Below are 5,134 nucleotides of genomic sequence, written 5' to 3'. Positions count from 1 at the left end.
CGGCGGGCGGGCGCGGCGGGGTCCGCGGGGGCGGGCAGGCCGGGGCCGGAGTCGGTGACCTCGATCCGCAGCCGGTCGCCGCAGATCGAGGCGGTGACCTGGAAGCCGTCGTCGGGCCGCCCGGTCGCGCCGTGCTCGACGGCGTTGGCGCAGGCCTCGGTGAGGGCGACGCCGAGGTCGTCCGCGATCTGCGGGTCGACGCCCGCGGTCGCCATCGCACCGAGCAGGATGCGCCGGGCCAGCGGAACGCTGGCCGGGTCGCGCTTGAGGTGCAGAGTCCACCAGATGTCCACGGGAGGTCCCTCCTGGCTGCGGCTCCACATACAACTAGGTATCTCCGGGCGATTCCCGGGTGAACCGTGCGCGGGGCCCGCTACCGCCCGTTCGGCGGATGGACCGGGGGCCGGGGTCTGTGCCGGGCGACGCGTACGCCCCCTCGCACGCCGCTGCCGAAAGGGGCATTCGTAGGGATTTCCCACCCTGCCCGTGTCGGTGGCGTACGCAATGAGAGGATGGCCCGGCCATGACTGCCCTCGCCGCCGCCCCGCTCCCGGGCGCCCCCGGACCGGCCCAGCCGGTGGGGTCCGCCGCCTGGGACCTGCGGCTTGCCCGGGCGGTCCCGTTCGCGCTGGTCTGCACCCTGATCGCGGCCGCCGGGCACGCCCTGGCGGGTGGCGGGAACGTGCCGCCGGCCGCGCTGGCGCTGGGCTTCGCCGCGGTGCTGGCGTTCGCGGCGGTCGGCGGCGGGCGGGAGCGCTCGCTGGCGGCCATCGCCGGGGCGCTGGGCGCCGGGCAGCTCGGACTGCACTGCCTCTTCCACGGCTTCAACGGCTCGATGCCCGGCATGCACCACGGCTCCGGCCCGCTGACCGTGCCGCAGGTGGCCGGCCGGCTGATCTGCAACGAGGCCCGGCCCGGCACGCTGGCCGGGCTGACCGGCGGCCCGTCCCCGGAGCAGCTGGTCTCCTCCGCGGGCCTGGACCCGCACGCGTACGCCGCCGCGCCCTGGTGGCAGGCCGGCCTGTTCGGCATGACGCCGTCGATGCTGGCCGGGCACCTGGGCGCCGCGCTGGTCGCGGGCTGGTGGCTGCGGCGCGGCGAGGCGGCGCTGTGGCGGCTGCTGCGGGTGGCCGCCACGGCGGCCCGGGAGCACTGGGCGGCACCGCTGCGCACGGCGTTCGCACTGGTGGCCGCGCTGCTGCGCGGTCTTTTCGGGGTGGCGGGCCCGGCCCGCCGGTTCGGCGCCCGGGGCGGGGAGTACCCGCTCCCGGCGGGTGCCGTGCTGCGGCACAGCGTGGTGCGGCGCGGCCCGCCGTGCGGGGCCCTCGCGTACTGACCGGCGTCTCCCGACGGCCCTGCGGCCGTACCGGGTGCCCGGCGCGCGTTCCGTCCGGCCGCTCCCCGACCACCGGGGCGGCCCGAGGCTCTGCCCCCACCTCCCCACGCGCGGCCCCCGCGGCACGGCTCACGCCCGTCGCCCGGCACCGGCCGCCGCCGAGCTCCGATCGGAGACCCGCATCATGCGTTCCCTTCCCACCCGCCGTCTCGCCGCCGTCGCCCTCACCGCCGCCGCCTCCGTGGTGGCGCTGGCCGGCCCCGCCTTCGCGCACGTCACCGTGAACCCGGGCGCCGCCTCCCAGGGCGGCTACACGGCCGTCGACTTCCGGGTGCCGAACGAGAGCGACACGGCGGGCACGGTGAAGCTGGAGGTCAACCTCCCGCTGGACCACCCGCTGGCCTCGGTCCGCACCCAGCCGCTGCCGGGCTGGACCGCCACGGTCGAGAAGGCCAAGCTCGACAAGCCGATCAAGGTGCACGGCAACGACGTCACCGAGGCCGTCTCCAAGATCACCTGGACCGCCGACGCCGGCACCAGGATCGCCCCCGGCCAGTTCCAGGAGTTCCGGGTCTCGCTCGGCCCGCTGCCGACCGACACCGACAGCCTGGTCTTCAAGACGCTCCAGACCTACGAGAACGGCGACATCGCCCGCTGGATCGACGAGAGCAAGGACGGCCAGCCCGAGCCGGCCAAGCCCGCGCCCGTCCTGAAGCTCACCAAGGCCGCCGAGGGCGACGGCCACGGCGTCACCGCCTCCCCGGCCGCCGGCGCCCACCAGGACAGCTCCGACCACGCCGCCTCCGCCGGCGACGACGCGAAGTCCAGCGACTCCACCGCCCGCACCCTGGGCGTGGTCGGCATCGTGGTCGGCGTGATCGGCACCGCCGTCGGCGTGCTCGGCCTGCGCCGCAAGAGCGGCGGCTCCGCCTCCTGACCCCCCGCGCCGGCGGGGCCGTGCCCGGCCCCCGGGTACGGCCCCGCCGGCGGTCCACCGCGCACGATCGGAACTCCCATGCCCCGCACCACCCGTCTGGCCGGCGCGGCCGCCCTCGCGCTGGCCGCCGCCCTGACCCTCTCCGCCTGCGGCTCCTCCGGCGGCGACTCCACCGCCGCCAAGGTCACCCGGCAGAAGGAGGACACCCCGTACCAGGGCACCAAGCTGGCCAAGAACTTCGAGAAGCCGGACCTCCAGCTGACCGACACCTCCGGCCAGCCGTACGACCTGCGCCAGAAGACCAACGGCAAGGCCACCCTGCTGTTCTTCGGCTACACCAGCTGCCCGGACGTCTGCCCGACCACCATGGGCGACATCGGCGTCGCGATGAAGGCGCTCCCCGCGGAGGACCGGCAGAAGGTCAACGTCGTCTTCGTCTCCACCGACCCGCAGCGCGACACCCCGCAGGTGCTGCGCACCTGGCTGGACTCGATGGGCAGCGACTTCATAGGCCTCACCGGGGACCTGGCCAAGGTGAAGACCGCCGCCAAGTCGCTCGGCATCATGATCGAGGACCCGGTGGTCAACGCGGACGGCACGGTCACCTCCACCCACGGCGCGCAGGTGCTGGCCTTCCTCCCCTCGGACGACAAGGCGCACGTGCTCTACATGAGCGGCACCGAGGAGAAGACCTACGAGCACGACCTGCCGCTGCTCGCCAAGGGGGTCGCGGCGTGACCCCGGCGCAGACCGGGACCCGCCGCTTCCGCCGCTCCGCCCTGCTCGGCGCCGTCGTCGCGACGGCCCTGGGCGGCGGCGCCATCCTGGCCGCCTGCGGGACGGACGGCGGCACCGGCGGCCAGGACGCCGCCGACGGCCCGGCCAGGCTCAGTGTCGCCGACTCCTACATCCCGCTGCCCCCGGCCGGCGGCATGGCGGCCGGCTACCTGACGGTCCGCAACGACGGCGGGCAGGACCAGCTGCTCAAGGTGACCAGCCCGGCCGCCGGGTCGGTCACCATGCACCGCTCGACCGCGTCGACCATGGAGCAGGTGGAGGCCCTGGACGTGCCCGCGCACGGCGCCCTGCAGCTCGCCCGGGGCGGCAACCACCTGATGATCATGGGATGGCAGAAGGCCCCGGCCCTCGGCGACGAGCTGGAGCTCGACCTCACCTTCGCCAAGGCCGGCACCATCTCCGTCAAGGTGCCGGTCAAGGAGCTCACCTACCGCCCCGGCCAGAGTTAAAGGGGAGATCGTCACCATGCAGTCGGCCGGCCTGGAGAAGGCCACCCACCGCCGGATCGCCGGGGTGCTCGGAGTGCTCGGCGCGCTGCTCGCGCTGATGCTCGCGGGCGCCGGGCCGGCCTCCGCGCACGCCACCCTGGACTCCACCGACCCGCGGCAGAACTCGGTGGTCGCCACCGCCCCGCAGGCGGTGACGCTGACCTTCAGCGAGTCCGTCTCGCTCTCCGGCGACTCCGTCCGGGTGCTCGACCCGGCCGGCAAGGCCGTGGACACCGGCAACCCGGCGCACGCCGACGGCAAGGGCAACACCGCCCGGGTCGGGCTGCGGAGCGACCTCGCCAACGGCACGTACACGGTGGCCTGGCGGGCCGTCTCGGACGACTCGCACCCGATCGGCGGGGCGTTCACCTTCTCGGTCGGCGCGCCCTCGGACACCTCCGTGTCGGCCACCGCGCTGCAGGGCGCCGAGGCCGACGGGCTGGTCGCCGCCCTGTACGGCACCGGGCGCACCGTCGCGTACACCGCCTTCGCGCTGCTGGTCGGCGTCGCCGCGTTCGTGCTGCTCTGCTGGCCGGCCGGCACCGCCCGGCGTCCGGTGCAGCGGCTGCTGATGACCGGCTGGACGGCGCTGCTGGTCTCCACCGTCGCGGTGCTCCTGCTGCGCGGCCCGTACGAGCGCGGCTCGGGGGTCGGGCAGGCCTTCGACCTGTCGCTGGTGCGCGCCACGCTGGACGAGCGGATCGGCACCGCGCTGGCCGCCCGGCTGCTGCTGCTCGCGGCGGGCGGGGTGTTCCTGTCACTGCTGGTCGGACAGCTGGGGCAGCCGCCGCGACCGGTCGCGCCCCAGCCCGCGGACGGGGGGTCCGAGGAGGACGCCGAGGCCGCCGAGCTGCGCGAGCTGGAGCAGCGGGCCGCCGAACGGCCGCAGCGCGAGGTCCGGCTCGGTCTCGGCGTGGCCGGGCTGGTGCTGGCGGTCGCCCTCGCGGCGACCTGGGTCGGCGCCGCCCACGCCTCGGTGGGCATCCAGGTCTGGCTGGCGCTGCCGCTCGGCATCCTGCACCTGATCGCCATGGCGCTCTGGCTGGGCGGGCTGGCCGCGCTGCTGGTCGCGCTGCGCGAGGGCGTCGGCGCCGAGGTGGTGGACCGCTTCTCGAAGGTCGCCTTCGGCTCGGTGGCCGTACTGGCCGCGACCGGGGTCTACCAGTCCTGGCGGGGCCTCGGCGGCTGGGGCGCGCTGACCGGCACCGAGTACGGGCGGCTGCTGCTGGTGAAGAGCGGCTGCGTGGTCGCGATGCTCGGCGTCGCCTGGATCTCCCGCTCCTGGCTGGCCCGGCTGCGCTCGGCCCCGGCCGAGGCGGTGGAGGTCGCACCGGCCGAACTGCCGGAGCCGGTCGCCGTGGCGGCCCACAGCGAGGACCCGGTCCGGCAGGCGCAGCTGGAGCGCCAGCGGGCCGCCCGGCGCAGCGCCGGACGCGACCGCGGGCTGACCCCGACCCGGGCCGGGCTGCGCCGCTCGGTGCTGGTCGAGGCGCTGGTCGCGGTGGCGGTGCTGGTGGTCACCACGATGCTCACCAACTCCCCGCCCGGGCGGGTGGCGGGCGAGGTCGGGGCCGG

At 76.0% G+C, this 5,134-nt stretch carries 6 protein-coding genes; 5 read left to right on the top strand and 1 reads right to left on the bottom strand.

Translation table 11 applies throughout. The features are described 5' to 3' along the window. Nucleotides 1–293: ATP-binding protein (locus tag ABZW03_RS36900; RefSeq protein ID WP_355268653.1), on the bottom strand; the 293-nt coding region annotated here is incomplete at its 3' end. A gap of 230 nt (nucleotides 294–523) precedes the next feature. Here ABZW03_RS36900 and ABZW03_RS36895 point away from each other — a divergent pair. From ABZW03_RS36895 to ABZW03_RS36875, 5 genes are all read left to right on the top strand, one after another. Further along, a complete protein-coding gene (locus ABZW03_RS36895; protein ID WP_355268651.1) occupies nucleotides 524–1,336 on the top strand; it encodes a hypothetical protein in 813 nt (270 codons plus the stop codon). 184 nt (nucleotides 1,337–1,520) lie between these two features. Next, complete coding sequence (locus ABZW03_RS36890; RefSeq protein ID WP_355268649.1) at nucleotides 1,521–2,273, top strand: YcnI family protein; 753 nt, start codon at nucleotides 1,521–1,523, stop codon at nucleotides 2,271–2,273. Nucleotides 2,274–2,351: 78 nt separating this feature from the next. After that, nucleotides 2,352–3,011 (top strand): SCO family protein, encoded by a 660-nt coding sequence (locus ABZW03_RS36885; protein ID WP_355268647.1) that lies wholly within the window; start codon nucleotides 2,352–2,354, stop codon nucleotides 3,009–3,011. After that, nucleotides 3,008–3,520 carry a copper chaperone PCu(A)C gene (locus ABZW03_RS36880; RefSeq protein WP_355268645.1) on the top strand — a complete coding sequence of 171 codons (513 nt, stop codon included), beginning with the start codon at nucleotides 3,008–3,010 and terminating at the stop codon, nucleotides 3,518–3,520. Before ABZW03_RS36885 ends, ABZW03_RS36880 begins: the two co-directional genes overlap by 4 nt. A gap of 16 nt (nucleotides 3,521–3,536) precedes the next feature. Then, nucleotides 3,537–5,134, top strand: a 1,598-nt coding sequence (locus ABZW03_RS36875) for a copper resistance protein CopC (protein ID WP_355268643.1), incomplete at its 3' end; no start/stop codon positions are given.

This window comes from Kitasatospora sp. NPDC004799, from assembly GCF_040609095.1.
GTDB lineage: Bacteria > Actinomycetota > Actinomycetes > Streptomycetales > Streptomycetaceae > Kitasatospora.
This window is presented reverse-complemented; position numbering and strand designations above follow the sequence as displayed.